Origin of the sequence: Kutzneria chonburiensis (genome assembly GCF_028622115.1) — a bacterium.
GTDB classification, from domain to species: domain Bacteria; phylum Actinomycetota; class Actinomycetes; order Mycobacteriales; family Pseudonocardiaceae; genus Kutzneria; species Kutzneria chonburiensis.
On the sequence record NZ_CP097263.1, the window covers coordinates 6,503,997 to 6,529,017 of the forward strand.

General features: G+C 69.5%; 27 protein-coding genes. 16 read left to right on the plus strand and 11 right to left on the minus strand.

Annotation, left to right across the window (positions count from 1 at the left end; all coding sequences use genetic code 11):
• The first annotated feature begins 89 nt into the window (after positions 1–89).
• Both M3Q35_RS29620 and M3Q35_RS29625 read left to right on the plus strand, forming a co-directional pair.
• Entirely contained in the window at positions 90–788 is a 699-nt protein-coding gene (locus tag M3Q35_RS29620) for a DUF1707 SHOCT-like domain-containing protein (RefSeq protein ID WP_273935844.1), read from the plus strand.
• Between the two features lie 36 nt (positions 789–824).
• Positions 825–1,100 carry a CU044_2847 family protein gene (locus tag M3Q35_RS29625; protein ID WP_273935845.1) on the plus strand — a complete coding sequence of 92 codons (276 nt, stop codon included), beginning with the start codon at positions 825–827 and terminating at the stop codon, positions 1,098–1,100.
• A gap of 54 nt (positions 1,101–1,154) precedes the next feature.
• Here the strand turns inward: M3Q35_RS29625 and M3Q35_RS29630 are convergent, their stop codons facing one another.
• Complete coding sequence (locus M3Q35_RS29630; protein ID WP_273935846.1) at positions 1,155–1,877, minus strand: DivIVA domain-containing protein; 723 nt, start codon at positions 1,875–1,877, stop codon at positions 1,155–1,157.
• 59 nt (positions 1,878–1,936) lie between these two features.
• Here M3Q35_RS29630 and deoC point away from each other — a divergent pair, with 59 nt between their 5' ends.
• The 4 genes from deoC to M3Q35_RS29650 are packed head-to-tail and all read left to right on the plus strand — an operon-like array spanning position 1,937 to position 5,819.
• Positions 1,937–2,887 (plus strand): deoxyribose-phosphate aldolase, encoded by a 951-nt coding sequence (gene deoC / locus M3Q35_RS29635; RefSeq protein ID WP_273935847.1) that lies wholly within the window; start codon positions 1,937–1,939, stop codon positions 2,885–2,887.
• 1 nt (position 2,888) lies between these two features.
• The gene (locus tag M3Q35_RS29640; RefSeq protein ID WP_273935848.1) at positions 2,889–4,322 is read left to right on the plus strand and encodes an aldehyde dehydrogenase family protein; all 1,434 of its coding nucleotides are present in this window, start codon (positions 2,889–2,891) and stop codon (positions 4,320–4,322) included.
• Positions 4,315–5,175 carry an aldehyde dehydrogenase family protein gene (locus tag M3Q35_RS29645; protein WP_273935849.1) on the plus strand — a complete coding sequence of 287 codons (861 nt, stop codon included), beginning with the start codon at positions 4,315–4,317 and terminating at the stop codon, positions 5,173–5,175. Before M3Q35_RS29640 ends, M3Q35_RS29645 begins: the two co-directional genes overlap by 8 nt.
• A 50-nt stretch (positions 5,176–5,225) precedes the next feature.
• Complete coding sequence (locus M3Q35_RS29650) at positions 5,226–5,819, plus strand: Uma2 family endonuclease (RefSeq protein ID WP_273935850.1); 594 nt, start codon at positions 5,226–5,228, stop codon at positions 5,817–5,819.
• A 1-nt stretch (position 5,820) separates the two neighbouring features.
• Here M3Q35_RS29650 and M3Q35_RS29655 read toward each other — a convergent pair whose 3' ends face one another.
• Both M3Q35_RS29655 and M3Q35_RS29660 read right to left on the minus strand, forming a co-directional pair.
• Positions 5,821–6,999, minus strand: coding sequence for a thiolase family protein (locus M3Q35_RS29655; RefSeq protein WP_273935851.1), 1,179 nt, complete (start codon positions 6,997–6,999; stop codon positions 5,821–5,823).
• 258 nt (positions 7,000–7,257) lie between these two features.
• Positions 7,258–8,493, minus strand: a complete 1,236-nt coding sequence (locus M3Q35_RS29660) for a hypothetical protein (protein WP_379794233.1) — start codon at positions 8,491–8,493, stop codon at positions 7,258–7,260.
• A 386-nt stretch (positions 8,494–8,879) separates the two neighbouring features.
• Here M3Q35_RS29660 and M3Q35_RS29665 point away from each other — a divergent pair, with 386 nt between their 5' ends.
• Positions 8,880–9,959: an adenosine deaminase gene (locus M3Q35_RS29665; RefSeq protein ID WP_273935853.1), complete on the plus strand. Its 1,080-nt coding sequence runs from the start codon at positions 8,880–8,882 to the stop codon at positions 9,957–9,959.
• A gap of 92 nt (positions 9,960–10,051) precedes the next feature.
• A complete protein-coding gene (locus M3Q35_RS29670) occupies positions 10,052–11,251 on the plus strand; it encodes an MFS transporter (RefSeq protein WP_273935854.1) in 1,200 nt (399 codons plus the stop codon).
• A 185-nt stretch (positions 11,252–11,436) separates the two neighbouring features.
• Here M3Q35_RS29670 and M3Q35_RS29675 read toward each other — a convergent pair whose 3' ends face one another.
• Both M3Q35_RS29675 and M3Q35_RS29680 read right to left on the minus strand, forming a co-directional pair.
• Positions 11,437–12,666, minus strand: a complete 1,230-nt coding sequence (locus M3Q35_RS29675) for a primosomal protein (RefSeq protein WP_273935855.1) — start codon at positions 12,664–12,666, stop codon at positions 11,437–11,439.
• Between the two features lie 80 nt (positions 12,667–12,746).
• Positions 12,747–13,412, minus strand: coding sequence for a hypothetical protein (locus tag M3Q35_RS29680; protein ID WP_273935856.1), 666 nt, complete (start codon positions 13,410–13,412; stop codon positions 12,747–12,749).
• 131 nt (positions 13,413–13,543) lie between these two features.
• Between M3Q35_RS29680 and M3Q35_RS29685 the strand changes: the two genes are divergently transcribed.
• Positions 13,544–14,125, plus strand: a complete 582-nt coding sequence (locus tag M3Q35_RS29685; protein ID WP_273935857.1) for an SMI1/KNR4 family protein — start codon at positions 13,544–13,546, stop codon at positions 14,123–14,125.
• A 60-nt stretch (positions 14,126–14,185) separates the two neighbouring features.
• On the opposite strand, the gene M3Q35_RS29690 is transcribed toward M3Q35_RS29685, so the two are convergent.
• From M3Q35_RS29690 to M3Q35_RS29715, 6 genes are all read right to left on the minus strand, one after another.
• A complete protein-coding gene (locus M3Q35_RS29690) occupies positions 14,186–15,463 on the minus strand; it encodes a thymidine phosphorylase (RefSeq protein ID WP_273935858.1) in 1,278 nt (425 codons plus the stop codon).
• Positions 15,460–15,849 (minus strand): cytidine deaminase, encoded by a 390-nt coding sequence (locus M3Q35_RS29695; RefSeq protein WP_273935859.1) that lies wholly within the window; start codon positions 15,847–15,849, stop codon positions 15,460–15,462. Before M3Q35_RS29695 ends, M3Q35_RS29690 begins: the two co-directional genes overlap by 4 nt.
• Entirely contained in the window at positions 15,850–17,106 is a 1,257-nt protein-coding gene (locus tag M3Q35_RS29700) for an ABC transporter permease (protein ID WP_273944509.1), read from the minus strand.
• A 5-nt stretch (positions 17,107–17,111) separates the two neighbouring features.
• Entirely contained in the window at positions 17,112–18,191 is a 1,080-nt protein-coding gene (locus M3Q35_RS29705; RefSeq protein WP_273935860.1) for an ABC transporter permease, read from the minus strand.
• Positions 18,191–19,744, minus strand: a complete 1,554-nt coding sequence (locus tag M3Q35_RS29710) for an ABC transporter ATP-binding protein (protein ID WP_273935861.1) — start codon at positions 19,742–19,744, stop codon at positions 18,191–18,193. Before M3Q35_RS29710 ends, M3Q35_RS29705 begins: the two co-directional genes overlap by 1 nt.
• 76 nt (positions 19,745–19,820) lie before the next feature.
• Positions 19,821–20,966, minus strand: coding sequence for a BMP family lipoprotein (locus M3Q35_RS29715; protein WP_273935862.1), 1,146 nt, complete (start codon positions 20,964–20,966; stop codon positions 19,821–19,823).
• 253 nt (positions 20,967–21,219) lie between these two features.
• Here M3Q35_RS29715 and M3Q35_RS29720 point away from each other — a divergent pair, with 253 nt between their 5' ends.
• Genes M3Q35_RS29720 through M3Q35_RS29750 form a run of 7 tightly spaced genes read left to right on the plus strand, consistent with a single transcriptional unit; the run spans position 21,220 to position 25,009 of the window.
• Positions 21,220–22,617 (plus strand): YwqJ-related putative deaminase, encoded by a 1,398-nt coding sequence (locus M3Q35_RS29720; RefSeq protein ID WP_273935863.1) that lies wholly within the window; start codon positions 21,220–21,222, stop codon positions 22,615–22,617.
• Positions 22,614–22,976: a toxin-antitoxin system YwqK family antitoxin gene (locus M3Q35_RS29725; RefSeq protein WP_273935864.1), complete on the plus strand. Its 363-nt coding sequence runs from the start codon at positions 22,614–22,616 to the stop codon at positions 22,974–22,976. The genes M3Q35_RS29720 and M3Q35_RS29725 overlap by 4 nt, the downstream gene beginning before the upstream one ends.
• Positions 22,973–23,236, plus strand: coding sequence for a toxin-antitoxin system YwqK family antitoxin (locus M3Q35_RS29730; protein ID WP_273935865.1), 264 nt, complete (start codon positions 22,973–22,975; stop codon positions 23,234–23,236). The genes M3Q35_RS29725 and M3Q35_RS29730 overlap by 4 nt, the downstream gene beginning before the upstream one ends.
• Positions 23,230–23,607, plus strand: coding sequence for a toxin-antitoxin system YwqK family antitoxin (locus tag M3Q35_RS29735; RefSeq protein WP_273935866.1), 378 nt, complete (start codon positions 23,230–23,232; stop codon positions 23,605–23,607). The genes M3Q35_RS29730 and M3Q35_RS29735 overlap by 7 nt, the downstream gene beginning before the upstream one ends.
• A complete protein-coding gene (locus M3Q35_RS29740; RefSeq protein WP_273935867.1) occupies positions 23,591–23,986 on the plus strand; it encodes a toxin-antitoxin system YwqK family antitoxin in 396 nt (131 codons plus the stop codon). The genes M3Q35_RS29735 and M3Q35_RS29740 overlap by 17 nt, the downstream gene beginning before the upstream one ends.
• Before the next feature lie 37 nt (positions 23,987–24,023).
• Positions 24,024–24,398 (plus strand): toxin-antitoxin system YwqK family antitoxin, encoded by a 375-nt coding sequence (locus tag M3Q35_RS29745; protein WP_273935868.1) that lies wholly within the window; start codon positions 24,024–24,026, stop codon positions 24,396–24,398.
• Entirely contained in the window at positions 24,395–25,009 is a 615-nt protein-coding gene (locus M3Q35_RS29750) for a toxin-antitoxin system YwqK family antitoxin (protein ID WP_273935869.1), read from the plus strand. The genes M3Q35_RS29745 and M3Q35_RS29750 overlap by 4 nt, the downstream gene beginning before the upstream one ends.
• Positions 25,010–25,021: the final 12 nt, after the last annotated feature.

Genomic DNA, 25,021 nt, shown 5'->3' on the forward strand with positions numbered 1-25,021 from the left:
TGCGTGTTGCGCCGGCTGCGGCGCACCGGGCCGCGCCGACCGCCCAATGGGCCTGCGCGCCGGTAGGCCGGGGTTCTAGGCTTTCCGTCGTGAGCGAGCAGCCTGACCCCATGTCCATGCGGGCCTCGGACGCCGACCGTGAGCGGGTCGCCCAGGTGCTGCACAAGGCGATGGCCGAGGGCCGGCTGACCGTGAGCGAGCTGGACGAGCGGCTGGCCGGGCTCTATCAGGCGAAGACGTTCGGCGAGCTGGTGCCGTTCACGCAGGACCTGCCGGACGTCCCCACGCCGATGCCGATGCTGCCGGCGGTGGCCCCGGGCAATCAGGTGATGCCGCTGGCCGGCGGCGCCTCGACGGTCTCCGTGGCGATCATGAGCCAGACCACGCGCCGCGGCGACTGGGTGGTGCCGGTCCAGTACACCGCGACCGCGGTGATGGGCGAGGTCAAGCTGGACCTGCGCGAGGCCGACTTCGAGGCCGGCGAGTGCACCATCACGGCGACCGCGATCATGGGTGCGGTCAAGATCATCGTGCCGCCGGAGCTGACCGTGCGCATCGACGGCTTCGGCTTCATGGGCGAGTTCCAGCGCGGCGCCGAAGGCCCGGGCGCGCCGGGCTCGCCGGTGCTGCGCATCAACGGTCTGGCGCTGATGGGCGCGGTCGAGGTCCGCCGCAAGGCCCGCCGCCAACTCCCCGCTGACCCGGCGAATCACGGTTTCGACACAGCTGTACCTCGTTGGCGGGACACCACCAGGTTTCACCCGCCTGGCTCGCCGACGTGGCTCTAACCTGTGGCGAACACTGGGTCAACTCCAGGAGTCGTCATGGTGAACGTGGTGGCTTTGACGCTGGACGACGGCGACAACGTGCTGGTCGAGGTGGACGGGGCGCTCGGCCGCTCCGGAAACCTCGTCACCGAGGCCGGCGGGGCGCTGCGCGAGGCGGTGGAGAAGGTCCGGCCGACACTGCAGGCGGCATTGGCCAACCTGCGCAACAGCGCCGAGCCACCCAGTGACGTGACCATCCAGTTCGGATTCACGGTCTCCGGCGGCACGGCCTCGGAGGCCCGCTGCACCATAACGGCCAACTGGCTCACGTGAGCCAGTTCCTGTGCCGCGCGTTCGCGCGGCACAGGGTCGCGTACGGTTCGCCGGTCAGACGGCCGACCGGTAGGTGGCGGCTTCGAGCTGGGCCTCGATGAGATCCAGGAAGGCGTCGACCTCGTCCTGGTCGTAGCCCTCGCCCTCGATCAGGGCCTCGCCGAAGTGCACCTCGCGGACCTGGGCCGCGGTCAGCCGGCCGCGGCCGCGCAGCGTCGCCTCCACCCGGTCCAGGAAGTGGTCGACCTCGTCCTCGTTGTAGCCGCGGGTGCCCTTCTCGGCGGTGTGGAAGCCGACGGCCACGACGTCGTCGGCGGTCAGCGCGCGCGGCCGGCCGCCCAGCCGCTCCAGCACCTTGGCGATGATGAGCAGGAAGGCGTCGACGCCGTCCTCGTTGTAGCCGTCGGCATCGGCGCCGGCTCGTCTGAACCGCACCGCGCGCACCTCGTCGACGGTGAGCCGGTCGGTGCCGTGCAGCGCGTTGACCACGCGGTCCAGGAAGGCGTCCACGTCGACCATGTCGTAGCCGGAGCCCAGCGACTCGGCGGCCAGCGCCAGGAACTGGTCGACCTCGTAGTCGAAGTAGCCCTCCTCCCCGGCCGGCGGCTTGTGGAACTTGACCCGGTTCACGTCCTGGCCGGTCAGGTTGTCCTCGCCACGCAGCGTCGCCTCGATGCGGTCGACGAAGTCGTCCACCTCGCCGGGGTGATAGGCCCTGCGCCCCGGCGGGGGCGGGTTGAAAACGACTGCGTGCACCTCATCCGGGGTCAACGTCACGGCGCCCTCCTCAGCTCTAGAGGGACATACGCACGCAAGTGCCACTTAGACTCGATCCCATGTCAGCCCCTTCTACGACAGAGTTGTCGGAGGTCACGCGCGATGACGCGTCCTTGCGACGCTTCCTGCACGGACTGCCCGGGGTCGACCAGGTCGGCGTCGAACAGCGCGCGGCCGGTCTCGGCACGCGGAGCATCAAGAAGGCCTCGAAACTGTGGGCCATCGACACCGCGATCTCCATGGTCGACCTGACCACGCTGGAGGGCGCCGACACGCCCGGCAAGGTCCGCACCCTGGCCGCCAAGGCCCGCAGGCCCGACCCCGAGTACGCCGAGGTGCCGCACGTCGGCGCGGTCTGCGTCTACCCGGACATGGTGGCCACCGCGGTGGCCGGCGTCGGCGACAGCGGGGTCGGCGTGGCCAGCGTGGCCACGGCCTTCCCGTCCGGGCGGTCCAACCGCGCGGTCAAGCTGGCCGACACGCAGCTGGCCGTCGACGCCGGCGCCGCCGAGATCGACATGGTGATCGACCGGGGCGCCTTCCTGTCCGGCCGGTACGGCCAGGTGTACGACGAGATCGTGGCGATCAAGGCCGCCTGCGGCAGCGCCCACCTCAAGGTGATCCTGGAGACCGGCGAGCTCGCCACGTACGACAACGTGCGGCGGGCGTCCTGGCTGGCCCTGCTGGCCGGCGGCGACTTCATCAAGACCTCCACCGGCAAGGTCTCCCCCGCGGCCACGCTGCCCGTGACCCACGTGATGCTCCAGGCGGTGCGCGACTGGCGGGACCGCACCGGCCAGCTGCGTGGCGTGAAGCCGGCCGGCGGCATCCGCAACACCAAGGACGCGATCCGCTACCTGGTCGCGGTGCACGAGGTGGCGGGCGAGGAGTGGCTGACGCCGACGCTGTTCCGTTTCGGCGCGTCCAGCCTGCTCAACGACCTGTTGATGCAGCGGCGCACCCAGCTGGAGGGCCACTACAGCGGCCCCGACTACGTGACGGTGGACTGAGATGAGCAACTGGGAGTACGCGCCCGCGCCCGAGTCGCGGGACATCGCGAATCTGAAGCCGGCCTACCGCATGTTCGTCGACGGCAAGTTCGTCGAGGGCTCGGGCGAGCCGCTCAAGACCGTCAACCCGGCGACCGAGGAGGTGCTGGCCGAGGTCAGCACCGCGTCCAAGGCCGACGTGGACACCGCGGTCAAGGCCGCGCGCCGGGCCTACGACCGGGTCTGGGGCCGGATGCCCGGGGCCGAGCGGGCCAAGTACATCTTCCGCATCGCCCGGCTGGTCCAGGAGCGATCGCGCGAGCTGGCCGTGCTGGAGAGCCTGGACAACGGCAAGCCGATCAAGGAGTCGCGCGACGTCGACGTGCCGACGGCCGCGGCGCACTTCTTCTACCACGCGGGCTGGGCCGACAAGCTCGGCTACGCCGGCTTCGGGCCCGACCCGCGGCCGCTCGGCGTTGCCGGCCAGGTCATCCCGTGGAACTTCCCGCTGCTGATGGCGTCGTGGAAGATCGCGCCCGCGCTGGCCTGCGGCAACACCGTCGTGCTCAAGCCGGCCGAGACCACGCCGCTGACCGCGCTGGTGCTGGCCGAGATCTGCCAGCAGGCCGAGCTGCCGCCGGGTGTGGTCAACATCCTGCCCGGGGCCGGCGACGTCGGCTCGGAGCTGGTCAACCACGCCGGCGTGGACAAGGTCGCGTTCACCGGCTCGACCGAGGTCGGCAAGCTGATCCAGCGTTCGCTGGCCGGCTCCGGCAAGAAGATGACCATGGAGCTTGGCGGCAAGGCGGCCAACATCGTCTTCGACGACGCGCCGCTGGACCAGGCGGTCGAGGGCATCGTCAACGGCATCTTCTTCAACCAGGGGCACGTCTGCTGCGCCGGCTCCCGGCTGCTCGTGCAGGAGTCGATCGCCGACGAGCTGCTGGAGAAGCTGCGCACCCGGGTCGCGACGCTGCGCGTCGGCGACTCGCTGGACAAGAACACCGACGTCGGCGCGATCAACTCGCGGGCCCAGCTGGAGAAGATCCAGGAGCTGGCCGCGGCCGGCGAAGCCGAGGGCGCGCAGCGCTGGACCAGCCCCGTTCCGGTGCCCGACAAGGGCTTCTTCTTCGCCCCGACGGTGTTCTCCGACGTGCAGCAGTCCATGCGGATCGCCCGTGAGGAGATCTTCGGGCCGGTGCTGTCGGTGCTCACCTTCCGCACTCCCGACGAGGCCGTGGCCAAGGCCAACAACACCCCGTACGGGCTGTCCGCCGGCATCTGGACCGAGAAGGGTTCCCGGATCCTGTGGGCCGCGCAGCGGATGCGGGCCGGCGTGGTGTGGGCCAACACGTTCAACCGTTTCGACCCGACCGCGCCGTTCGGCGGCTACCAGGAGTCGGGTTTCGGCCGCGAGGGCGGCCGCGCCGGGCTGGAGGCGTACCTCGATGTCTGACCGAATTTCCGTCGCCAAGACGTACAAGCTGTACATCGGCGGCGCCTTCCCCCGCTCCGAGTCCGGCCGGTCGTATCCGGTGACCGACTCACGCGGTGGCTTCCTGGCCAACGCCGCCCAGGGTTCCCGCAAGGACGCCCGGGACGCCGTCGGCGCTGCACGCAAGGCGTTCCCCGGCTGGTCCGGCGCCACTGCCTACAACCGGGGCCAGGTGTTGTACCGGGTCGCCGAGCTGCTGGAGGGGCGGCGCGAGCAGTTCGTCGCCGAGGTCGCGGCCAGCGAGGGCACCAAGCGGGGCGAGGCCCTCGTCGACGCCGCCATCGACCGCTGGGTCTGGTACGCCGGCTGGACCGACAAGATCGCCAGCGTGTTCGGCGCGTCCAACCCAGTAGCCGGGCCGTACTTCTCGTTCAGCGTGCCCGAGCCCACCGGCGTCGTCGCCGTGCTCGCGCCGCAGACGTCGTCGCTGCTCGGGTTGGTCAGCGTGGTCGCCCCGGTGATCGCCGCCGGCAACACCTGCGTCGTGGTCGCGAGCCAGGACCGGCCGCTGCCCGCCATCACCCTGTCCGAGGTGCTGGCCACCTCCGACGTTCCCGGTGGTGTCGTCAACGTGCTCACCGGCCGTACCGCCGAGATCGCCCCGTGGCTGGCCGCGCACGCCGACGTCAACGCCCTCGACCTGACCGGCGCGCCCGACGCCATCAAGGCCGACCTCGAACGCGCCGCCGCCGGCACCGTCAAGCGGCTCGTTCGTGGCGGCCGCGGCGAGCCCGACTGGTCACGCGAGCCCGACGTCAGCCGCATGCGCGCGGTGCTGGAAACGAAGACCGTCTGGCACCCGATGGGCGTCTGAATGATCGGCTGTGCGAGTCCCATCCCCCTCGCACAGCCGATACTGCCCTTGTGACGGTCGAACTCCAGTGGCCATACGTGCCGCCAGATGGCTGGACAGCCGCTGATCTTGATCAGCTCAACCTGGACGGCCCGTACGGCGAGCTCGATGCGCTCAAGCACATCGAGCTGGTCGACGGAGAACTCATCGTCAAGAGCCCCCAGACCGAGTTCCATCGGCGAGTGATCCTGCGTCTGGGGCTGGAGCTGGAACGCCAGATTCCCGATGAGTTCGCCGCGACCACGGAGATGGACATCGTCCTCGGGGAGCGGCAGCGCCCATGCCCGGACGTCTCGGTGGTGACTGCGATCGCCGCGAGCGACCTCGACCGCACCTACTACGCCCCCGAGGACGTGCTGTTGGTCGTCGAGGTGGTCTCCAAGTCCTCGGAGATCCGGGACCGGGAGACCAAGCCTCGGCGATACGCGGAGGCCGGGCTTCGCCACTTCTGGCGCGTCGAGAACGACGGTGGCCGGCCGGTCGTCTACGTCTACGAGCTCGACCCCGCCACTCGCAGCTACTCGTTGACCGGGATCTTCCACGATCGCCTGAAGACGACGGTGCCGTTCCCGATCGACATCTCGCTGACCGACCTGTCTCGTTGACTCAGAGCCGTTCGATGACCGTCGCGTTGGCCAGGCCGCCAGCCTCGCACATGGTCTGCAAGCCGTAGCGGCCGCCGGTCTGCTCCAGGACGCCGAGCAGTGTCGTCATCAGGCGGGCGCCGCTGGCGCCGAGCGGGTGGCCGATCGCGGTGGCGCCGCCGTTGACGTTGACCCGGGTCAGGTCGGCGCCGGTCTCCGCCTGCCAGGCCAGCACGACGCTGGCGAACGCCTCGTTGACCTCGAACGCATCGATGTCGGCCAGTGAGAGGCCCGCGCGGTCGAGAACCTTGCGGGTCGCCGGGATGATGCCGGTGAGCATGTACAGCGGGTCGTCGCCGACGACGGCAAACGAGTGTAGTCGGGCGCGCGGCCGCAGGCCCAGTTTGGCGGCGGTGTCGCTGCTCGTGATCAGGACGGCGGCCGAGCCGTCGTTGATCGGGCTGGAGTTGCCGGCGGTGACCCGCCAGTCCAGGTCGGGGAAGCGCTGTTGCCAGAAGTCCGACTTGAACGCGGGCTTCAACCCGGCGAGCACCTCCGGGGTGGTGTTCGGACGGATGGTCTCGTCACCGGTCACCTCGACCGCATCCAGCTTGAGCGGCGACACCTCGGCGGCGAATCGGCCGTCGGACCATGCGCTGGCCGCCCGCCGGTGGCTCTCGGCGGCGAACGCGTCCAGCTGCTCGCGTGACAGATTCCAGCGCTGGGCGATGAGCTCCGCACTGATGCCCTGCGGCACGAGGCCCTCCGGATAGCGGCCGGCGACACCCGGGCCGAGGAAGTCCTTGCCCGCCGCCTGGCTGCCGATCGGGATCCGGCTCATCGACTCGATGCCCGAGGCGATCACCACGTCGTACGCGCCGGCGATCACCCCTTGGGCCGCGAAATGGATGGCCTGTTGGCTGCTGCCGCACTGCCGGTCCACGGTCACCGCCGGCACCGACTCCGGCAGCCCCGCCGCCAGCGCCGCCCAGCGTGCCGTGTTGCCGCTCTGCTCCCCGATCTGCCCCACCGCGCCACTGATCACGTCGTCCACCAGCGCCGGGTCGATCCCCGTCCGCTCGATCAGCGACCGAATCGCGTGCGCGTGCAGGTCCACCGGATGCACCCCCGACAGCGCCCCACCCGGCTTGCCCTTGCCGATCGGTGTCCGTACCGCGTCGACGATGACAGCGTCCCTCATGACTCCTCCTCAGCAACGACACTCACCTGCTGAGTTGGATTTTACGACTCACGAACGATGCAGAAGGGCACCGAGGTGAGCGGTGTCACCCCACTCCCCCGTCTACCCCGAACACCCCCCACCGCGCCACTTTTTCGCCACATGCGCTTCCCATGTGGCGCCAGATGCCACATGGGAAGCGCATGTGGCGATCAGGCCAGGTTCAGGATGCGCAACGGCCGCCCCGGGAATCCCGGGGCGGCCGTCAGGAATGCTGGGTCAGGCGCCTTCGGCGGCCAGGTCGATGCCGTCGATGTCGACCTTCTCGCCCTTGGCGGCGATGGCGTTCTTCGGGGCACGGGCCCGGCGCTGCGGACGGGGCAGCGCGGTGGGCGGCGGGGGCGGGGTGGGCGCGCCGCCGCCGAGGATGAGCTCGGCGAAGGTGGCCATGGCCTCGTCCAACTGGCTGGCGTTGCGGCGCTCGGACTCCTCGTTGGCCCCGCGGACCAAAGACACCAGGCGGTCGGCGTCGGGGCGGGCGGAGAGGGTGCCGTGAACGTCCTGCAGACCGGAAGACACGGTGCCGGCCAGGTCGCCGATGCGCTCACCGGTCGCAGTGCCGACGGCGTCGACGCGGGTGTCGATCTCGTCCAAGCGGCTGGAGACCTGCTCCAGGCGACGGGCGAGGGCGTCGAGGCGGTCGGTGGGGTCGACGGCCGGCCGGGACATGAGGTCGTCCAGCTTGGCGTGGACCGAGTCGTGGGTGGCGCTGATCCGGTCGTTGACGGTGCCGTGCACCTCGGCCAGCTTGCTCTCCAGCACGGCGCGCGAGTCGGCGAGGCTGCCCTCGAGCGAAACCCGGGCGTCGCCGAGGCTGCTCTGCAGCGCGGCGCGAGAGTCGCCGATGCTGGTGGCGGTGGCGGCGCCGGACTCGGTGACGGCGCGGGCCAGAGCCTCCTTGGTGCCGTCGAGGTGCTCGTGCACGCCCTCGTCGACCTCGTCGATCCGGCTGCGCAGCGCGGTCTCCAACGCCTCGAGGCGCTCACGGATCGGCGCGTGCAGCACGCCGGGCAACGCGTCGGCCTTGCTGTCCTGCTTGTCCAGGTGGCCGTCGACGTCGTCGAGGCGCTTGTGGATGTGGGTCAGCTTGTCCTCGAGGCCGTCCATCCGGCCGGCGACGCCCTCGAAGCGGCCGCCGACGCCGTCGAGGCGGCCGTCGAGCTGGGCGAAGGGCTTGGCGAGCTTGTCGACGACACCCTCGAGGGCCCGACCCAGCTCGGAGATGGCGCCGTCCTGCGCCTCCAACTTGGCCAGCGCCTCGTCGAGGCGCTCGGCCAGCACGCTGACCTCGGTGCGGTCCGGCAGCTCCGACAGGCGCTTGCGAACGGAACCCAGCGACTCGAGCGGGGACATCCGCGCGTGGATCTCGTCGAGCGCGTCGAAGATCTGCTGCTGTTCGCTCTCACGAATCTCCGCGGCGCGCGTGAGCATGTTGCGCATCCGATCGAAGGACATCGTGGAGTTGTTGTTCTCGTTCACGGCTGGCGCCTTCGTCCATGGGGATGGGGAGACTCAGCGACTCTAGCCAGCTACTCACGGCGACACGAACCGGCCCCACGGATCTTGACGCAGCCGTGCCCAATTTTGCGTCGTTCGGAGCACGCCGAGAGCCGCGTGGGACCTAGTCGATCTTCATTCGGTTGCTGACTGAAACCAAAGATCCCCTATATGAGTGATCCATACCCCGACGTGATGGCACACCGTGGCCGAGATACCACTCGTATGCGGTGGCCGCCATACGAGAGGGTGGATTTCACCGGCACGGATAACACCGTCCATGATCATACCGCCCCAAGATCGCCACGGCGAGGAACGCGGCCACACGGAGGTACCGTGTCGCAATGCCTACGCCGATGACCCCCGAGGCGATCCGCCGCGCCCCCAAGGTGCTCCTGCACGACCACCTGGACGGCGGGTTGCGGCCGAACACCGTGATCGAACTGGCCGACACGATCGGCTACACCGATCTGCCCACCACCGACCCCGCCGCGCTCGGCACCTGGTTCCGCGACGCGGCCGACTCCGGCTCGCTCGTCCGCTACCTGGAGACCTTCGCCCACACCTGTGGCGTGATGCAGTCCGAGCAGGCACTGGTCCGGGTGGCCGCCGAGGCGGCCGAGGACCTGGCCGCCGACGGCGTCGTCTACGCCGAGGTCCGCTACGCCCCCGAGCTCTTCGAGCCCAGCGGCCTGTCCCTCGAGCAGGTCGTCGAGGCCGTGCAGGAGGGCTTCCGGCTGGGCGAGCGCAACACCGGCAACAAGATCCGGATCGGCACGCTGCTGTGCGCGATGCGGCAGAACGAGGGCTGGCTGCGCATCGCCGAGCTGGCCGTGCGCTACCGCGACGCCGGCGTGGTCGGCTTCGACATCGCCGGACCCGAGGCCGGCTTCCCGCCCACCCGCGGCCTCGACGCGTTCGAGTACCTGCGCCAGCAGAACGCCCACTTCACCATTCACGCCGGCGAGGCGTTCGGGCTGCCGTCCATCTGGGAGGCCATCCAGCACTGCGGCACCGACCGGCTCGGCCACGGCGTGCGCATCGTGGACGACGTGACCAGGGACGCCGACGGCTCCGTCCACATCGGACGGCTGGCCGGCTTCGTCCGGGACAAGCGCATCCCGCTGGAGATGTGCCCGTCGTCCAACGTGCAGACCGGCGCGGCCAAGTCGATCGCCGAGCACCCCATCGGGCTGCTGACCGACCTGCGTTTCCGAGTGACTGTCAACACCGACAACCGTCTGATGAGCGGCTGCACCATGTCCAGCGAGTTCGGCGCGCTGGTCGACGCGTTCGGCTACGGCTGGAGCGACCTGCAGTGGTTCACGGTGAACGCGATGAAGTCGGCGTTCATCGGCTTCGACGAGCGGCTGGCCCTGATCAACGAGGTGATCAAGCCCGGCTACGCCGAGCTGATGGCCTGATTCCAGGATCCGGGAATTTGTTGCCCTACCGGAAGTATCGGCACTAGCGTCCAACATGTAGGCAGTGGTGTCCACATGTTGGGAGACGCTCGGTGGTCGAGAACCCGCGCCGGTGGCTGATCCTCGGCCTGGGGCTGTCCGCCCAGGCCGCCGCGTGCACGTTCCTGTACGGCCTGCCGTTCCTCGTGCCGGACATCCGGGCGGCCGAGGGACTGTCGCTGGCCGAGGTCGGCCTGCTGGTGTCGGCGCCGACCGTGGGTCTGCTGCTGACGCTCATCGCCTGGGGCGCGGCGGCCGACCGCTACGGCGAGCGGGTCGTGATGGCGCTCGGGCTGGGCGCTGCCGGTGTCCTGGTGGCCGCTGGCAGCCTCGGCACGCACGGCGTCACGCTGCTGGCGGTCCTGCTACTGCTCGCCGGCGCGGCCAGCGCGTCAGTCAACGCCGCCAGCGGACGCGTCGTGATGGGCTGGTTCGGGCCGCGTGAACGGGGCCTGGCCATGGGCATCCGTCAGACCGCGCAGCCGGTCGGGGTCGGCATCGCCGCGCTGACACTGCCGTTCCTGGGGCAGGCCTTCGGTTATCGGGCGGCGCTGCTGTTCCCGGCCGGGTTGTGCGTGCTGCTGGCGGTGCTGGTCGCCGTGCTCGTGCAGGATCCGCCGCGGCCGCCGCGCAAGGAGACGGAGCGGACGCGGTCGCCGTACCTCGGGTCGTCCGCGCTATGGCGGCTGCACGGGGCGAGCGCGTTGCTGGTGGTGCCGCAGTTCGTGATCTCGGCGTTCAGCCTGGAGTACCTGGTCAGCGCGCAGCACTGGACTCCCGGCGGGGCCGGCGTGTTCCTCGGCGTCGTGCAGGCCGCCGGCGCGGCCGGGCGGATCGTCACCGGGCGGTGGGCCGACCTGGTCGGCAGTCGGCTGCGGCCGATGCGGCAGTTGGCCGTGGCCAGCACGCTGGTGATGCTGCTGTTGGGCCTCGGCGACCGGGTGGCGCCGTGGCTGGCCGTGGCGGTGATCGCGGTCGGGGCGGTGATCACAGTGGCGGACAACGGTTTGGGCTTCACCGCGACCGCCGAGCTGGCCGGCACCGCCTGGTCGGGTCGGGCCCTGGGGGCGCAGAACACCGCCCAGAACATCGCCGCCGCGCTGACCCCGCCGCTGCTCGGCGCCCTGGTCGGCGGCTTCGGCTACGCCACGGCGTTCGCTGTCGGCGCGATCTTCCCACTGCTGGCGATCGTCGCCACGCCCGTGAAAGCAGAGGATGCCCGCCGCGAAGCGACGGGCATCCTGGGACGGTAGATGGGAGGGCCGCTGGCACGAGAGTCGGCTCGGCCCCGCCGATGCTTCGCCCGGTTGGCGGATTTCGCCCGCCGCGACCGACGCGCGTCACCACCCGAGCCGGATGCGGCGGGCTAAATCCGGCAAGGGCGAGGCATCGGCCCCAAAGGGGCCGAGCCCGCGACGCCGGAGGCGGCGCCAAAAACTCAGTGGCTGCGGAAGCGGTCCTCGAGGCCCTGGACCAAGGTCTTCCACGCCTCGACCTCGGCGTCGAACGGGGCGCTCGGCGCCAGGCGGGTCGGGTCCGGCCGCACGACGAAGGAGACCAGCCAGCCCAGGCTCTCGGACTGGGCCAGGGCCTCGCTCACGGAGTCGTCGCCGGCCCACGCGGCGGCGTCCTCGATCAGTTCGACGGCCAGGTCCAGCTGGACCGGGTCCATCGAGTCGGGGCCCTCGGCGATGTCCTCGGCGATGCCGTTGAGCACGTAGACGTTGTCGTCGTGCACCTCGACCTCGAGCTCGCCGGCGGTGGCCTTGGTCGCGACCTCGTCCCAGGTGGCGACCTCGGTGATGTCGTTGCCGGCCAGCTCGTTGCCGGTGTTGACCAGGAACCGGCCGAGCGCCTTGGCCGAGGTGAAGATGTCGATCTCGCCGGAGTGGCCGAGGAAGACCGGCTCGTCCTCGACGTAGCAGCGCAGCGTGTAGTACTCGTTGTCGCCCAGGATGATCTTGATCGGGTCGATGCCGACCTCGCCCCAGAAGCCGAGGTCCTCGGGCTCGTCGTCGGGCTGGCGCTCGGCATCCGCGTCGGCGTCGGCCTCCTCGGCCAGCTGGGCCTCGGCGTCGGCCAGCTCCTGCTCGGCCACGGCCAGCGCCTTCTCGTCGACCTCGGGCACGGTCACGATCGCGTCGATCGCGTCCAGCACCTCGTCCCAGCGCTCGACCACGACCTTGGCCAGCTCGGTCCAGCGGCGCTCGCCGTCCCGGCCGGTGAACGGGAAGGTGCCCTGCGGCAGCAGCGCGAAGCCGTCCACCGAGTCCAGCACCTCGTTGACCTTGTCCAGCTCGCAGACGTCGGCCAGCGAACGCAGGATCGACACCACGTCGGCCAGCTCGCCGATGGTCCAGGTGTCCGGGTCCTCCGAGACCAGCTCGGGCACGCCGACCAGGTCGAACTGGTGGTTCTCGTCGGGCACGAGCTCGACCGCCGACAGCGCCGGCAGCACGTGCCAGGCCGGGTGGTCGGTCAGGTCGTGCTCGGTGGCGGTGCGCACGAAGGCGGCAAGGCGGGCGGCGTCCGGGAAGGCGTAGAGGTCCTCCTCGTGCCCGAGGAACGCCTCCCACTCCTCACCCTCCTCGCGCCAGCGCGGCGCCCACAGGGTGATCAGGTCGCCCTGCGGCAGCCCGAGCTCGATCGGGACGATGTCCTGAGCCATCTGGAGACCTCCCGGTCACGGCCAGCGCTGTCTGCGGGAACGGGGCAGAGCCTACGTGGTCGCTCGATCATCACAGTTGACTAGGGGGTCTTCTCCCACACGGTGAGGTCGAAGGTGAGCTGCCCGCCGACCGCCGGATGGAACGCGACCAGCGCGAACCGGCCCTGGGCGCTGGTCGTGCAGTAGGCCCCGCCGGCCAGAATCTGATTCACGTTCAGCTCCGGCGTGTAGGCGGTGGCGGCCACGCAGTCGGCATAGCCGGCGTTGGCCGGGGCCGGCGCGAAGCCCCGGCCGGAGCTCAGCACGGTGTCCTCGGTGTCGAACCGGAAGTCGGTGAAGTAGACCGGGTCGCTGCTCTGCACCACGTCCCAGTTGGGCTGGGTGCTGTCCAGATTCACGCCGTAGCCGACGTTGAGCACGATCGGCGAGCCGGCCGGGGTGGAGTTGCGGATGGTGCCGCTGCCGATGGCCGTCGTGGTCGTGGTGGTGACGGTCGTCGTCGTGTCGGTGGTCGTGGTCGCCGTGGTGGTGGTCGTCGGCGCGGCGGAGGTCGTGGTCGGGGCCGGGCTCGACGGCGTGACCGATGACTGCGCGGTGTGCACGCCCAGCAGGTAGCCGCCCATCAACGCCGCGGCCAGCAGGGCGATGACCAGTACGACGAGGAAGGCGATCAGCGGCTTGCGATCCGGCCGCGGCGGCGGACGGTCGTCGTCGGACGGAGCCCACATCGTCTCGGTGTCCGACACGACCGCCTCCCTCGCACGCGTCCGGGCAGGTTAACCCGTTGCGCCCGATGCCGTCAGGCGGAGACCGGATTCACCCGATCGTCCACCGATGAGCGGTACCGGCGCGTCAGTTCTTACTCGATCATGAACGGATGGCAGTGGCCGACGCGTGGGGTCGGATCGTGCGCTGGCTGTCCTTCTACGCACCGTCGACCGGGTCGGTGCTGCGCACGATGGCGGACCGGGAAGATGTCGTGATCCTCGAGCAGGAGATCGGTGTCGAGCTGCCCGACGACCTGCACGACTGGTGGTCGGTGTGCGGTGGCACCGGGAATTCGGCGTTCGCCGAGATCATCCCACCCTTCTACACGCCGCACGGCCCGCAGGGCGCGCTGGACGCGTTCCGGGTGCAGCGGAAATTGTGGGCGGACGCCTGGGACACCCCGGAATGCGGCCCCGACGCGGGTTCGGCCGGCAACAGCTACCACCCGCTCTGGGTGCCGTTCGCCTTCGACGGCCTCGGCGACGCGCTCGTCGTCGACCTGCGGCCGGGCCCGCTGCGCGGCTGCGTGCTGGAGTGGGACCACGAGCGGGCCGAGGCGAACGGGCCGGAATGGCGCAGCATCACCGAGATGCTGGAGCAGATCGCCACCGCACTGGAGGAGCGGACGAAGGTACGGCACTGCCGTCCCGAGACCACCACCGACGGCCGCATCGACTGGCGGACGAGCTAGCCCATGATCAAGGGGGCTTCCTCCACTCCGAGTGCAGGAAGGCCCCCTTCCAAGCGGAAATCAGCCGCGAATTGTGTCGATGACCAGGGCGGTCGGCTTGGCGGTGTCGCCGATGGCGATGCCGTTGGTGAGCGCGTCACGGCCGGCGTCGAACAGTTCCGGTGTGTCGGTGCGCAGTTCGAGCAGCGGCTGTCCCTTTTGGACGGTGTCGCCGGGCTTGGCCAGGCAGAGCACGCCGGCGCCGTGCTGCACCGGGTCCTCCTTGCGGGCCCGGCCGGCGCCGAGACGCCAAGCGGCGACGCCGATGGCGTAGGCGTCCAGGCCCGTCAGCACGCCGTCCTCGGCGGCCTCGACGACCTCGACGTGCTTGGCGGAAGGCAGCGGGGCCTCGGGGTCGCCGCCCTGCGCGGCGATCATCCGGCACCACGTCTCGTACGCGTCGCCGGACGCCAGCACGGCGGCCGGGTCCACATCGGACAGTCCGGCCAGCGACAGCATCTCCCGAGCCAGCGCGACGGTCAGCTCGACGACGTCGGCCGGGCCGCCGCCCTTGAGCACCTCGACCGACTCGGCCACCTCGACGGCGTTGCCGACGGCCCGGCCCAGCGGCACCGACATGTCGGTCAGGACAGCGCTGATACGAAGCCCGTGGTCGACGCCGATGGACACCAGCGCCCGGGCCAACTCGGTGGCGTCGGCCAGGTTCTTCATGAACGCGCCCGAGCCGACCTTGACGTCCAGCACCAGCGCGCCGGCGCCCTCGGCGATCTTCTTGCTCATGATCGAGCTGGCGATCAGCGGCACCGACTCGACGGTCCCGGTGACGTCACGCAGCGCGTACAGCTTGCGGTCGGCCGGGGCCAGGCCTTCGGTGGCGGCGCAGACGACCGCGCCGACCGAGCGCAGCTGAGCCCGAATGTCCTCAGTGGACAGCTGAGCCCGCCAACCCGGGATGGACTCCAGCTTGTCCAGCGTGCCGCCGGTGTGGCCGAGTCCACGGCCGGAAAGCTGCGGCACGGCCGCGCCGCAGGCCGCGACCAGGGGCGCCAGCGGCAGCGTGATCTTGTCGCCGACGCCGCCGGTGGAGTGCTTGTCCACGGTCGGCCGGTCCACGTGCAGGGTCAGCCGCTCGCCCGACTCGACCATGGCCCGGGTCCACCGGGCGGTCTCGTCGGACGTCATGCCGTTCAACAGGATCGCCATGGCCAGCGCCGACATCTGCTCGTCGGCCACCACGCCGTGGGTGTAAGCGTCGACCACCCAGTCGATCTGCTCGCCGGACAGGACGTGTCGGTCCCGCTTGGCCCGGATGATGTCGACGGCATTGAAGTGACTCACGGCAGGTCCTCTGGTCCGAACGCGTCTGGCAGAACTTCCCGCATCGTAAGCACACCGCGCGGCGTGTCCACCAGACAGTCCGGGCCGCCGAGCTCGTAGACGATCTGACGGCAGCGGCCGCACGGCATGAGCAACTCGCCCTCGCCGCTGCGACAGGCCACCGCCACGAACCGGCCGCCGCCGGTCAGCCGCAGCTGCCCGGCCATCGTGCACTCGGCGCACAACGCCACACCGTAGGCGGCGTTCTCGATGTTGCAGCCGGTCACGACACGGCCGTCGTCACACAGGGCGGCGGCCCCGACCTGCAACCCCGAGTAGGGGCAGTAGGCCGACGCCGCCGCGACCACGGCCAGTCGCCGCAGTTCATCCCAGTCCACAGTGGACAACTAACTTCCCTGTCCTCGTCGATATATCAGCCCGTCGGCCGCCGGCATTCGCAGTCGTTGCGACGACATCGCCAGCACCACGATCGTCACGATGTGCGGCAGGTACGTGGTCAGTTCCTGCGGCAGCGAGTCGATCGACAGGTACAGCAGGTAGAGCGCGCCACCGACCACAATGGACACCAGGCCGACGATCCACTTGCGACGGATCAGCTGCACCAGGGCGATCACCCAGACCAGCAGCGAGACGCCGTAGAACAGGCCGAGCACCGTCTTGCCGTCGGTCAGCGTCTGCAAACCGTCGGCGTAGCCGAACAGCGCCGCGCCGCCGAGCAGGCCGCCGGGCCGCCAGTTGCCGAAGATCATGGCGGCCAGACCGATGTAGCCGCGGCCGTTGGTCTGGTTCTCCAGGTAGCCGTTCTGGCCGGGGGCCAGCACCAGCGCCGCGCCGCCGAGCCCGGCGAAGCCGCCGGAGATCACCACGGCGATGTACTTCTGCAGGTACACGTTGACGCCGAGCGACTCGGCCGCCACCGGGTTCTCGCCGCATGACCGCAGCCGCAGGCCGAACCGGGTGTGCCAGAGCACGACGAAGCTGATCGGCACCAGCAGGATGGTGATCATCGTCAGCGGGGACACGCCACTCAGCAGGCCGTGGAAGATGCCGGCGATGTCGGAGACCACGTACCGCTGCTGCTTCTCCAGATCCGCCAACCAGTCCGCGACCGGCTGCGCCGAGTACGTGTCGAAGGACGGCACCTTCGGCGACTGCCGCGGGTTGTGCGACACCGGCGCGAACAACAACGTGGACAGGTACTTGGCGACGCCCGCGCCCAGCAGGTTGATCGCCACACCGGACACGATGTGGTTGACACCGAAGGTGACCGTGGCCAGCGCGTGCAGCAGACCGCCCAGCGCACCGAACACGATGCCGCCCAGCACGGCCGCCCACGGGCCCCACTGGTAGCCGGCCCAGGCCGCGCCCCAGGTGCCGAGGATCATCATGCCCTCGAGGCCGATGTTGACCACGCCGGCCCGTTCCGCCCACAGGCCGCCGAGGCCGGCCAGCAGCAGCGGCACGGCCAGCTGCAACCCGGCCTGGATGGTCGAGGTGGCGGTGATGTTGGGCAGGCCGGTCAGGTCGGCGGTCGCCGTGAGCAGCACGATGGCGGCCAGCGTCCAGAGAACTCCGTTGGCCCAGCCGGGAATCCGGCGCTTGACCGGGGCGGCGGCGCGGGTGACCGACGCCGGAGGGTTCATGTCGATCACGACGCGCTCCCGGTGGTCGCGGCGGCCAGCTGGCTGCCGACCCTGCGTTGCTCGGCGGCCAGTTCGAGCCGGCGGATCACCTCGTAGGACACGACGACCGACAGCACGATCGCGCCCTGCATGATGGTGACGATCTCCCGTGGCACCTGGATCACGTCGAGCGAGACCGCGGCCTGGTCGAGGAACGCCCACAGCAGCGCGCCGAAGGCGATACCGCCGGGGTTGTTCCGGCCGAGCAGCGCCACCGCGATACCGGTGAAACCGTAGCCCTGCGGGGAGATCAGCGTGTACGTGTGGTCGCGGCCGAGCAGCTCCGGCAGCGCGGTGAGGCCGGCGATCGCGCCGGACAGCAGCATCGCGATGGCGATCATGCGCTTGGCGTCCACACCGCCCGCGGTGGCCGCGGTCGGCGACTCGCCGGAAGCCTGGAGCTCGAAGCCGAACCGGGTGCGGTTGAGCATCACCCAGTAGCCGACGCCGACCAGGATCGCGATCACCACGAAGCCGAACACCGTGCCGGCCGAGCCGAACGAGATGCCGGGAATCCAGTTGGACGACGGGATCGGCCGGGTGCCGATGTTGTTGTTGCTCAGCACGCCGAACGCGCCCTGCTTGATCAGCAGCGCGATGATGCCGCCGGCGATGGCGTTCAGCATGATCGTGGTGATCACCTCGCTGACGCCCCGGGTGACCTTGAGGATCGCCGGCAGCGCGGCGAACAGCGCGCCGCCGACCATGGCCACCAGGATGATCACGATCTGGCCGATGACCGGCGGCAGGTTCAGCTCGCCGCCGACGATCGCGGCCAGCACGGCGCCGATCCGGTACTGGCCTTCGACGCCGATGTTGAACAGGTTCATCTTGAACCCGATCGCCACCGCGATGCCGACCAGGTAGTACACGCTGGCGCTGTTGACGATGTCCACGGCCGTCGTGTTGTGGCCGACCTGGACCACCATGGCGGCCAACGCCTGCGCCGGGTTGCGGCCCGAGATGATCAGCGCCACCGAGCACAGCAGCGCCGAGAACACGATGGCCACCACCGGCGGCAGCAACTTGCCACGCAGTGAGCGCATCAGGCTTCTTCCTCTCCACCGGTCGTCGCGCCGGTCATGGCGCTGCCCAGTTCCTCGGGCGTGACCGTCGCCGGATCGGCGTCCGCCACCAGCCGTCCGCGCAGCATCACCTTGATCGTGTCGGACAGGCCGATCAGCTCGTCCAGGTCGGCCGACACCAGCAGCACGGCCAGGCCGGCCGCACGGGCCTGCTTGATCTGCTCCCAGATCAGCGCCTGGGCGCCGACGTCGACGCCGCGGGTCGGGTGCGAGGCGATCAGCAGCACCGGGTCGCCCGACAGCTCGCGGCCGACGATCAGCTTCTGCTGGTTGCCGCCCGACAGCGCCGCCGCCGGCACCTCGATGCCGGGCGTGCGGACGTCGAACTGCTCGACGATGCGCCGGGTGTCGGCGCGCGCCCCCTCCACGTCCAGCCAGCGGCCGTTGACCGCCGGCTTGCGGGTCTGGAAGCCCAGGATTCGGTTGAACCACAACGACTGTGTGAGCAGCAGGCCGTGGCGGTGCCGGTCCTCGGGGATGTAGCCGATGCCGGCCTCGCGGCGGTGCAGGGTGCTCAGCTTGGTCAGGTCGGTGATCGTGCCGTCCGAGTCGACCAGCAGCACCGAGCCGCCGTCGGCCTTGCGCATGCCCATGACCGCCTCGACCAGCTCGGTCTGGCCGTTGCCCTCGACACCGGCGATGCCGACGATCTCGCCCGCGTGCACGGCCAGGTCGATCTCGTCCAGGATGGACCGCCCGCCGGCGTCGCGCAGCTGAAGGCCGGCGACCGTGAGCACCGCCCGGTCGGTCACCGTGGACTCGCGGGTCTCCGGACTGGGCAGCTCGGAGCCGACCATCATCTCGGCCAGCTGGCGCGAGGTGACCGACTTCGGGTCGACCGTGCCGACCGTGGTGCCGCGGCGGATCACCGTGATGCTGTCGGCGATCGCGCGCACCTCGTCCAGCTTGTGCGAGATGAACAGGAAGGTGAAGCCCTGCTCGCGCATGCCGCGCAGGGTGTCGAACAGCTCGTCGACCTCCTGCGGCACCAGCACGGCCGTCGGCTCGTCCAGGATGATGATCCGGGCGCCGCGGTAGAGGACCTTGAGGATCTCCACCCGCTGCCGGTCGGCCACGCCCAGCTGCTCGACCAGCTCGCCCGGGTCGACGCGCAGCCCGGTCTGGCCGGCCAGCTCCTGGATGCGGGCCCGTGCCTTGCCGCCGATGCCGTGCAGCGCTTCCGCGCCCAGCACCACGTTCTCCTGCACGGTGAGGTTGTCGGCCAGCATGAAGTGCTGGTGCACCATGCCGATGCCGGCCTTGATCGCGTCGGCCGGGGTGCGGAAGCGGACCTCGTCGCCGGCCACCTCGATGGTTCCCTCGTCCGGCTGCTGCATGCCGTAGAGGATCTTCATCAGGGTGGACTTGCCGGCGCCGTTCTCGCCGCACAGCGCGTGCACCTCGCCGGCGCGGACGGTCAGCCTGATGTCGTCGTTGGCCACGACGCCGGGAAAGCGCTTGGTGATCCCGGTGAGCACGACCGCGGGTTCGCCGAGGTCGGTGGCGGTGGTCATGGGGCAACTCCTTACAGCACTACCGCGGGCCCGGCCAATCCTGGCGGGCCCGCGGTAGGGGTGCTTGCCGCTGGTGTCAGCTGCCGGACAGCGTCGAGGGGACCTTGATCGCGCCGGAGATGATCTGCGCCTTGTAGGCGTCGACGGTGCTCTTGATGTCGTCGATCTTGCCGCCGGAGGTGGCGTAGTCGACGCCGCCGACCGAGAGGTCGAAGACCTTCGGGATGGCGGTCAGGTCGTTGGACGCCACGCCGCGCAGGAAGTCGTACACCGCGGTGTCGACCCGCTTCATCATCGAGGAGATGATGATGTCCTTGTCGTCGGCCACGCCGGCCTGCTTGTACTGGTCGGAGTCGACGCCGATGGCGTAGCTGCCGCCCTTGGCCTTGACCGCGTCGAAGATGCCCTTGCCGGAGTTGCCGGCGGCCTGGTAGATCACGTCGGCGCCGGCGGCCAGCTCACCCTGGGCGACGAGGCGGCCCTTGTCCGGGGCCTGGAAGCCGGTGAAGTCGCCGGCCGGGGTGATGTACTTGTCCTCGATCTTGATGTCCGGCGCGGCCGCCTTGGCGCCCGCGTCGAAGCCGGCCTGGAACTTCTGGATCAGCGGCACGTTCACGCCGCCGACGAAGCCGACGTGGCAGGACTTGGACTTGTAGGCCGCGATCACGCCGACCAGGAAGGAGCCCTGCTCCTCGGTGAAGGTCAGCGGGGTGACGTTGGGCGAGTTCTCCACCGTGGAGTCGACGATGGCGAACTTGGTGTTCGGGAAGTCCTTGGCCACGTTCTGCAGGGCCGGGCCGTAGGCGAAGCCGACCGTGACGATCGGGTTGTAGCCCTCCTGGGCCAGCTGGCGCAGCCGGGTCTCCTTGGCCGCGTCCGACTCGTTCGGCGCGGCGGTGGTCTCCTTGATGTTGTCGGCCTTGATGCCCAGCTGCGACTTGGCCAGGTCAAGGCCGGCCGCCGCCGCGTCGTTGAACGACGCGTCGCCGCGGCCGCCGATGTCGTAGGCCAGGCCGACCTTGAGCGCGCTGCCGTCGACCTTGGTCGAGGCGGAGGTGGTGGTCGTGCCGGCCGCCGCTGCGGTGGGCGGCGTGGCCAGCTTGCAGCCGCTGCTGCCCGACGAGCTGCTGCCGCCGCTCGGGCTGGACGCACTGTCCTTGGCACACGCGGCCAGCGACACGACGCTGGTCAGCGCGATCGCCGCTACCGCTACTCCACGCATTCGACGCACGGTTTGTCGTCCTCTCCCTGCTTCAGCGAGCTGCGATGCCCCGACCCCGTTGTCGGTGTCGGTCCCGCCGAGGGCGAAACGGTACCTCCCGGTCGCGGGGGCACGACACCGGTCACGGTCCGTGTAACCGAATCGTTGACCCTCTCGGACGAATTGTCGGCACATGGTGACTGTCCGTGACCGGGAACCGGGGTCCGTCCGCTAGCGTCGTAGCCGGCAGACCAGGACAGGGGGAGGCCATGCCGTGAGCGGATTCGAGACCGACCCGGACCATCTGCGCCGGTCCGGCGGCATGCTGTCGAAGTTCGGCCAGACCGTCGGCAAGGCCGGCGAGAAGCTCGAGGACACCGGCCAGCACCTCGTCGAGCACGCGTCCGGCGACCGCTCCGGCGTCGGCTCCGTGGTCGCCAAGTTCTCCGGCCGGGCCATGTCCATCCTCGGCAAGGTCTTCCAGCAGGGCGGCCGAGTCGCCGACAAGGCCGGCCAGAACCTGCACAAGACCGGCGACCTGCACGAGGGCGCCGACCGCGAGGCCAAGGATTTGATCTCCCGGCAACACCCGGACAACAAGTCCAAGCATCTGCCCGGCGGGAGCACCCGGACCGCCTCCGCGGTGACCAGCGGCGGCAAGGAGTCGGCTCCCAAGAAGCTGCCGGGTGGCGAGGAGCACAAGCCGGAGCACGTCGGCGAGGGCAGCGGCGGCAAGCGGGACAAGGACCCGCACTTCTCCGGTGACCTCAACGAGCCGGCCGGCGCCACCCGGATCAGCTCGGCCGACATGCCGCCGCCCTCGCGAGACACGACGCCGCGCAAGCTCGCCAATCTGAAGGGCGCACCCGGTGTCGTCACGGACGACACCGGCCTGATCACCCATGTCGGCGACAAAACCGCCGACGGGCATCTCACCGACATCGCACGGCACCGCGCCAATCAGTACCGAGAAGCACAGCAGCAGGCGAAGAACGACAAGCTCGAATACGAGAGCAAGCTCAAAGAGCACGAAAAGAAGATGGAGACGTACCGTCAGGACAAGGCGGACTGGGTCAACCACCGTCGGCAAGAGGCCGCCGCAGCCAAAGAAGAGGGTCGCGAGCCGAACTTCCGCCCTGAGCCCAAGATGCCTGAGAAGCCAAACCTCCCCGCCAGCGCGGCTAACCGGATCAATGACGACAACGTCGGCCTCACGTCCGCCGCGATGGACCGGCGCACAGGTCTGGTCTACGAAGGCATCAACGGAAAGACCGGCGACGTCATCAAACCCGCCGACCTTCACCCGACACTGCGCAAGCAGTACGAGGACATGATCAACAAACCGGGCGGCTACCCGGTGGAGGACACCGACAGCGGGGCCACCCGAAGCCACCCACATCCCGACGTGCCACTCAGCCACGCCGAGGTGAAGGCGGTGAACGCCCTGCTGTGGGAACGCGAGCGAATGGGCGGCGCCGCCGCCGGATACCCCACCGGGCCCAGCGCCCTTGAAGAAATCAGCGTGGACAACTACAAGCCGTTCCGTAACGACGGCATCGAGCAGACCGGGTGCTGCGCCAACTGCCACTTCACGCTGCACGGCGTGCACAGCAACGCCGGCAGTTACGATCGGTTCCCGCCAGGCAGGTTGATCCCGGGGAAGAGGTCATGAAGCGAATCGACGTCTACAGCGACAGTGTGGAACGTGACGACACACTGGGCCTTGTGCACGACGGCGAACCTTTCACGGGCGAGCTGGTCGATGCCTGGGGCGACACGCTGCTCTCGTTGGTGACCTACCACAACGGGCGGCGGCACGGTCCTGTCAAGGAATGGTACGAGGACGGGACCCTCAAGTCGGAAGGCACGAACCAGAACGGTATCGCCGTCGGTACGTTGCGCGAATGGCACAACAACGGAGCGTTGGCCGTGGAAAAGCTGTTCAACGACCGCGGCGAGCTGGTGAGCGAGAAGCACTGGGACGAGGACGGTGCTCCGGAGCCGTACCGACCGACCGGCATGCCCGAATGATCACTCGCATCGACGTCCAGGACGGCGAGGAGGACGGCCCGGAGATCGAGTACTTCCCGGACGGAACCAAGGAATCCGAGGGAACCTATTCGAAGGGCACGGTCGTGGGCGAGTGGCGAACGTGGTACCCGAATGGCCAGCTCAAGCAGTTCAGCCACTTCGATCGCTGGGGTGCTCTGCGCAAGCGGCAGCGGTGGGACGAGCAGGGCAACCTCATCGACGAGCTGGAGAGCCCGGGCTTCCACGGGGACCAATGGTGAGACGGGTCACCCGAGAGCTCACGACTTCGGACACCGACGACGGGTGGATGGTCCGGGTCGACGGCGTGCCGTTCACGGGCGAGGTCGTGGACACCAAGGACGGCCAGCTGGAAGGGATCACGACGTACCGGGACGGGGAACTGGACGGGCCGGAGTGCTGGTACTACCCGGACGGCACGAAGGAATCCGAGGGGCAGCACTCGATGGGCACCGTCGTCGGCGAGTGGCGGATGTGGTACCCGGACGGGAAACTCAAGGAGTTCAACGTCTTCGACCGGTGGGGCAGCATTCGCAAGATCCAGCGCTGGGACGAGCGCGGCAATCTCGTCCAGGACACGGAGCATCAGGGCGCTCATGGCGGCGAGTGGTGACGATATGCGTCGTATCGACATCGACGGACCCGAGGGTGCGCGGGATGGCTTCGACCGGCTCGTCCACAACGGTGAGCTCTTCACCGGCGAGGCCGTCACGGTCGAAGGCGGCAAGGTCCTCGCGCTGACCACCTACCAGGACGGCCGGGAACACGGTCCATGGTGGGAGATATACCCCGACGGGACCAAACGCCATGAAGGAACGTTCGACCACGGGAACACGGCGGGCGAATGGCGCACCTGGTTTCCGGATGGCAGGCTTCAGTCCTACCAGGTGTTCGACCGCTGGGGTGACCTGCGCAAGACGCAGCAGTGGGACGAACACGGCGGTGTCATCGAGGACAAGATATACGACGGGACCCACTGCGGTGAATGGTGAACACACGTCACCCGAGGGAGATTCACGCCTGAGCCCGGTGAGACGAATCGCCCGGGAGCTCACGACTTCCGACACCGACGACGGGTGGATGGTCCGGGTCGACGATATGCCGTTCACGGGTGAAGTCGTCGATACGGAGAACGGCCAGATGGTTGGGGTGACCGGCTACCGGGACGGCCTCGAGCACGGCTCGTCGGTGGAATACTTCCCGGACGGCAGCAAGCACGTCGAGGGGCAGTCCGCCGAGGGTTACCCGGTCGGTGAGTGGCGGGAGTGGTACCCGGGCGGCAAGCTCAAGTCGTACAAGGTGCTTGATCGCTGGGGTGACCTGCGCAAGTCGCAGGTCCGGGACGCGGACGGCGTGTTGATCGAGGACAGCGAATCCCAAGGTCTGCACGGGGGCCAGTGGTGAAGCGGATCGACCTTCAGGCAACACAGGTTGATTGGGATGACGACCAGCGGCTGGTCGTCGATGGCGAGCTGTTCACGGGCGAGGCAGTCACGTACAACTGGCTGGACGAAGTCACGTCGCTGGCGACCTACGTCGAAGGTTTCCGTGAGGGCGTGCAGCGGGACTGGTACGACGGCGGACAGCTGAAGTCGGAGATGACCGTCCGCAATGGACGGATGACGGGCGGGTCCCGGTGGTGGGATCGGAACGGAAACCTCGTCCGGGAAGAGCGACACGACCGGACGGCACTGGTGAAGCTGGCCCCGGAGTGGGGAACCGGGCCGCTGTGGGTGGACGGCGAATACCGGGATCTGGACGACTTCGGCCTGTCGGATGAGCTGGTGGCACTGATCGAGCAGTGGAACGAGGAGTTCCAGGCGGTCTACGACGCGGACGATCCGCCGGCGTCGAGCTTTCCGGACGAGGAGACCGAGCGACGGTGGCTGGACCGCGGGCGGGAGCTGGCCGGGCGAATCGGGCCGGAGGTGGTGTTCTCGGTCTGGGGCGGGCGGGAGACGACCCAAGGACGAAACGTTTCGACTCCCACGCTCCCGGCGAACGGGGATGCCTGAGAACCATCGGGA